Raw genomic sequence first — 5,028 nt, 5'->3', positions numbered from 1 at the left:
CTTGTGGGATCCCGCGTTCGCCGGCAAGGTGTCGATTTTCGATGACCCCACCTCGGTTCTGCCGATGATCCCACTGGCGCTGGGTATGAGCGACCCGTACAACCTCAACGCCGCCCAGTTCACTCAGGTGCAGGACAAGCTCAACGCACTGCGCCCGCAAATCAAGCGCCTGACAAGCGGATTCAACGACCAGACCACCCAGTTTGCCAACGGTGAGGCCACCATCGGCTACCTCAACAACATTGCTTCGGTGGCTGCGCTGAAGAAGGACGGCAAAGACCTGGAAGTCAACAACCAAGTGAAGCAGGGTGTGCCGGCCTGGAGCGATAACTACGCCATCACCAAAGCCGGCGCCGCCAAGTCTGATTCGGTGTACAAGTTCATCAACTACACTATGACGGTCCCTTGGCAAGCCCGGTTCATCGCGGCCAGCGGTAACTCCGGCACGCTCAGTCTCGAGCAGGCGAAGTCACCCGACGCCGTCTCTGCCGGCCTGACCCCCGAATTGCTCGACGCCACACTGATCCCCGCGACTGCCAGCGGTGACGCGTTCTTCAACGGCCTGAAATTCTTCCAGCCCGTCGAAGACTTGAACAAGCGCGTCGAGACGTGGAACCAATTCAAGCTCGGAATCACTAACTGACGGCTGGTTTCGCGACGGTACAATCGAAATACCATGTGCCGCCGTGAACCTCCCGCGGAGCAAGTTATTCACAGGCTAAGATATACCTAACAAACAACGCCATGAATAATGCCGACAAACCGCGACTGAGATTTGTAACTCCATCGGGGGCGGCGTCTAGGAGGATGCGATGACAGAGGCAGTCAACGATTCCACCGATCTGGAATCAATCGGAGCCCGGCTGCGGATGCTGCGCACAGAACACGGCTTCTCGATCCGGGCGCTGGCGGAGCGGGCCGAGATCTCCTCATCGGTGATCAGTGAAGTCGAGCGCGGTAAGACCGAGCCATCGATCTCCACACTCAAACGTCTCGCCGCTGCCCTTGGTACCAGCATCACCTACTTTTTCACCACACCGTCGCAGGTAAACGGCCATGTGATACGGGCGTCCGCCCGTAAAGAGGTGTCGTTCAAGTACCTCCAGGACGGTACCGAGGACGCCGACCAACGTTCGTCGATCAAGGCGCGCGGGGTGCACTTCGAAGTGGCGTCACCCGACTCGTCGGAAGTTCTCGAGGCGATCTACGGCCGCTACGAGCCTGGCGCATCCACCGGCGACGAGCCATACACCCATGAGGGCGAAGAATGGGGGATGGTGCTGACCGGCCGGTTCAAAGTCACATTGGCCGACGAGGTGCATTTCCTGGATCCAGGTGATTCCATTTGGTTCCACAGCAATATTCCCCACAAAATCGAAAATGTCGCTGCCGGCGTCAGTGAATACATTTGGGTCGATACTCCGAAATCGTTCTGACACGAGTTTCGGTTCACCTTATTCAGTACCAAGAGAAATGGAGCAACCATGGGACGAGTAGACGGAAAAGTCGCTTTCATTACCGGAGTGGCTCGCGGTCAGGGACGCACGCACGCAATCAAACTCGCCGAAGAGGGCGCCAACATCATCGGTATCGACATCTGCGCCGACGTCGAGTCAGCGCCGTATGAAATGGCATCGCGCGAGGATCTCGACGAGACGATACGACTGGTCGAAGAGGCCGGCGGCAAGATAGTCGCCCGGGTCGCCGATGTCCGTGACCTGGCGGCGCTCACCGCGGCCGTGGACGAGGGTGTCGAACAGTTCGGCCGACTCGACATCATCCTTGGCAACGCCGGTGTCTGTACCTATGGCGAGCTATCCACCATGGATGAGGCCAAGTGGCAGGAGATGATGGACATCGACCTGACCGGTGTATGGAAGACCGTGCGCGCCGGTGTCGGTCACATGATTGCCGCCGGCAACGGTGGCGCGATCGTGCTCACCAGTTCCACTGCCGGGCTGCGCAATCTCAACCAGATCGGCCACTACGTCGCCGCCAAGCACGGCGTCACCGGTCTGGCGAAGGCATTCGCCAACGAGCTTGCCCCGCATAATATCCGGGTGAATTCACTACACCCGAGCAACTGCCGTACCCGCATGATGACCAACTCGGGTGTGCGCAAGATGTTCCGGCCCGATTTGGACGATCCCAGCCTCGAAGACGCTATCGAGGGCTTCGGAGTCATCCACCTGCTCGACACTCCGTGGGTCGAACCCGAAGATATCAGCGCGGCCATTCTGTACCTCGTCTCCGAAGACGGCAGGTTCGTCACCGGCACCCAGTTCGCCGTCGACGCGGGAATGCTGGCCAAGTAGGTCCGCACTCGATGAGCGAGGCCGATGTCGTTCACGCACATTGCAACCTTGACATCGAGCAACGAAAACCACGTGGTCAGCGATGACCACCGAGCCGCAGTCGTATGTCGCGACTATCGACGGCGTGCGGAGTTATCTCTGCGGACCTGACATCGGTCCCACTCCCTCCAGTTATGACTTCGATCTCTACGCGGAGATCCACATGCGAAAAGGCAAAAAAATGATCGAGCTAATTGCCATGCTCACGCACAACGACAAGACCGTCGATAACGCAAGACAGGTCTTCGCCCAGTCCGTCGATGCGCCCACTCAGCACTGGGGGTTCAAGGACACCGGTCTCTCTTCCCCAGAACTGGCGCTGCTAGCGCGAGACATGAAGGACGCCGGCAAGACCGTGCACTTCGAGTCACTGGAGGAGGACGAGCCGCGCTGCGTGGCTGCCGCCCAGTTCGCGATCGACAACGGGTTGGACTTTCTGATCGGCATGGCCTTTCACCCGTCTGTAGCCAAGCTGCTCGCAGAGGCAAGCGTGAGTTACCTGCCGACCTGTGGCGGCCGCAGTGGAATTCCGCGAATGCTCCACGGCAGCGTCGCAGACATAGTGGGAGATGCGACGCGTATCCGGCCCCAGGTCGACGGGGTCGCCCTGTCGCTATACCGATGGACCGACGGCGATCCCGGACTGCTTGGAAAAGCTTTCATCGAGGAAGTCAAGTCCCCCGTGGTTGTCACCGGTTCGATCAACAGCACCGAACGTATGGACGAGATTGCGCGGCTATCCCCGTGGGGTATCACAGTTGGCTCCGCACTGTTTGACGACGCGTTCGGAGTCGGGAGCTTCGCCGCCGGTCTTGGATGGATGCGCGACTACTTCGACCGCGCCAGTGCAGGCACATCAGCGGCAACTGCGGTCCCCGGGGTGCTCGCCAAATAGGCTGTTACGAAAGGCGGTAGCCGATGTCGAAGCCAGAGCTTGCACTGTGGTCGACATCGGCTACTTGCGTATGCGGACTTCTCCATCCATCACGAAGGCGGCGTAGACAGTGAACAACACCCGACGGCTGCGGTGGGGACTACTCTCCACGGCGCGCATCTCTGCGGACGTGATTCCCGGGCTGCAACGGTCCAGTAAGAACGAACTGGTAGCGGTGGCCTCACGCGATCGGATCAATGCCCAGGATTTCGCGCAGCGCAACAATATTGGGCAAACATTCGGCAGTTACGAAGCCTTGCTGGACGATCCCGATATCGACTGCGCCTACATTCCCCTGCCTAACCATCTGCACGGCGAGTGGACGCGACGCGCCGTTCTGGCCGGTAAGCACGTTCTGTGCGAGAAGCCGTTCGTGGCAGACCCTTCCGAGGCCACCAGCCTGTTCACTCTGGCAGATCTGCGTGGGGTGCATCTGGCGGAGGCCTTCATGTATCGGCATCATCCAAAAACTCATGCCCTCAAACAGGTCATCGATTCCGGTGAGCTTGGCGAGGTGCACACCATTAGAGCCTGGTTTACATATCCGGCCGAAGACACCCGCGCCGACATCCGATTTCGACCCGGCATGGAGGGCGGTGCCCTGCGGGATGTCGGCGCGTATCCCGTCAGCATGGCCAATTATCTGCTTGACGCCGAACCGGATTCGGTAGTTGCCGCCCGGGAGTGCGACGCGAACGGCATCGACACGCGGTTCTATGGGCTGATGCGCTACTCCCAAGGAGCTGTAGCAATATTCGATTGTTCTATGCAATCACATCGCACCTATGGCGTAACGGTGCTGGGCAGCATCGGGGCGGCAATGCTGACCTGTCCTTGGTACAGCCACAAGCCGCCCGTACACCTCGAGATCACGACATCGGCCGGGAGTCGCCACATCACTCCGAACGGTGCCGAGAATGCCTACTTCCTCGAAACCGAGAATTTCGCCGATGTGGTGTTGAGCCGCCGAGATCCGGAGATTAGTGCGGACGAAACAGTGCGCACCAGCCGCACACTGGCGCGGTTGCATCGAGCCGCCAGCTGATACCACTGTGGCCGCCAACCGAATCGGTTGGCGGCCACAGAGTTTATAGCGATCAGCTACTGATACCGAGTTTGAACTGGTTCCATATCTCGACACGCTTGTTCAGATCCTCAACCGGCTGGTAGAACCGCATCTTCGAGAAGAAGGCGTCGCCCGTCGCAGTGGCGGGAATCAGGGTCTGCGCCAGCGCTTCTGCGGTCAGCCCGGCTTTGACAGCATCAGCGGACTGCGCTTGCTGGAGGTTCAGGGTCCCCGAGTTCTGGCTGGTGGCGATGAACCGCGCCTGCCAGGGCACTGCCAACGTGTGGTTAATGAACTTGTACACCGAATCAGACTTGGCGGCGCCGGCTTTGGTGATGGCGTAGTTATCGCTCCAGGCCGGCACACCCTGCTTCACTTCGTGATTGACCTCCAGCGTCTTGTCGTCCTTCGCCAGCATTCCGACCTCGGAAATGATGTTGAGGTAGCCGATGGTGGCCTCACCGTTGGCAAACTGGGTCACCTGATCGTTGTATCCCGACGTCAGCCGCTTCACCTGGGGCCGCAGTGCGCTGAGCTTGTCCTGCACCTGAGTGAACTGTTCCGGCGTCAGATGGAACGGGTCGCTCATACCCAGCGCCAGTGGGATCATCGGCAGAACCGAGGTGGGGTCATCGAAAATCGACACCTTGCCGGCGAACGCGGGATCCCACAAG

At 59.6% G+C, this 5,028-nt stretch carries 6 protein-coding genes; 5 read left to right on the top strand and 1 reads right to left on the bottom strand.

Annotated features, from left to right (window positions below):
- From H7J73_RS01170 to H7J73_RS01150, 5 genes are all read left to right on the top strand, one after another.
- Positions 1 to 643, top strand: a 643-nt coding sequence (locus tag H7J73_RS01170; RefSeq protein WP_264065395.1) for an ABC transporter substrate-binding protein, incomplete at its 5' end; no start/stop codon positions are given.
- Positions 644 to 812: 169 nt separating this feature from the next.
- Positions 813 to 1,436, top strand: a complete 624-nt coding sequence (locus tag H7J73_RS01165; RefSeq protein ID WP_264065394.1) for a type II toxin-antitoxin system RelB family anti-toxin — start codon at positions 813 to 815, stop codon at positions 1,434 to 1,436.
- Between the two features lie 48 nt (positions 1,437 to 1,484).
- Positions 1,485 to 2,315, top strand: coding sequence for a mycofactocin-coupled SDR family oxidoreductase (locus H7J73_RS01160; protein WP_264065393.1), 831 nt, complete (start codon positions 1,485 to 1,487; stop codon positions 2,313 to 2,315).
- Between the two features lie 82 nt (positions 2,316 to 2,397).
- Positions 2,398 to 3,249 (top strand): hypothetical protein, encoded by an 852-nt coding sequence (locus H7J73_RS01155; RefSeq protein ID WP_264065392.1) that lies wholly within the window; start codon positions 2,398 to 2,400, stop codon positions 3,247 to 3,249.
- A 109-nt stretch (positions 3,250 to 3,358) separates the two neighbouring features.
- Complete coding sequence (locus H7J73_RS01150) at positions 3,359 to 4,333, top strand: Gfo/Idh/MocA family protein (protein ID WP_264065391.1); 975 nt, start codon at positions 3,359 to 3,361, stop codon at positions 4,331 to 4,333.
- Positions 4,334 to 4,385: 52 nt separating this feature from the next.
- Here the strand turns inward: H7J73_RS01150 and H7J73_RS01145 are convergent.
- Positions 4,386 to 5,028 (bottom strand): ABC transporter substrate-binding protein (locus H7J73_RS01145; protein ID WP_264065390.1); only part of this gene is annotated, 643 nt, incomplete at its 5' end.

The organism is Mycolicibacterium komossense (genome assembly GCF_025822605.1).
Classification (GTDB): domain Bacteria; phylum Actinomycetota; class Actinomycetes; order Mycobacteriales; family Mycobacteriaceae; genus Mycobacterium; species Mycobacterium komossense.
Note: the sequence above shows the minus strand (reverse complement) of the source record. Positions and strands in the feature narration are given on the sequence as shown.

Excerpts from the sequence above, each read along its gene's own strand:
- H7J73_RS01165 (WP_264065394.1), top strand. The coding sequence starts at position 813 with ATGACAGAGGCAGTCAACGATTCCACCGATCTGGAATCAATCGGAGCC.
- H7J73_RS01160 (WP_264065393.1), top strand. The coding sequence starts at position 1,485 with ATGGGACGAGTAGACGGAAAAGTCGCTTTCATTACCGGAGTGGCTCGC.
- H7J73_RS01155 (WP_264065392.1), top strand. The coding sequence starts at position 2,398 with ATGACCACCGAGCCGCAGTCGTATGTCGCGACTATCGACGGCGTGCGG.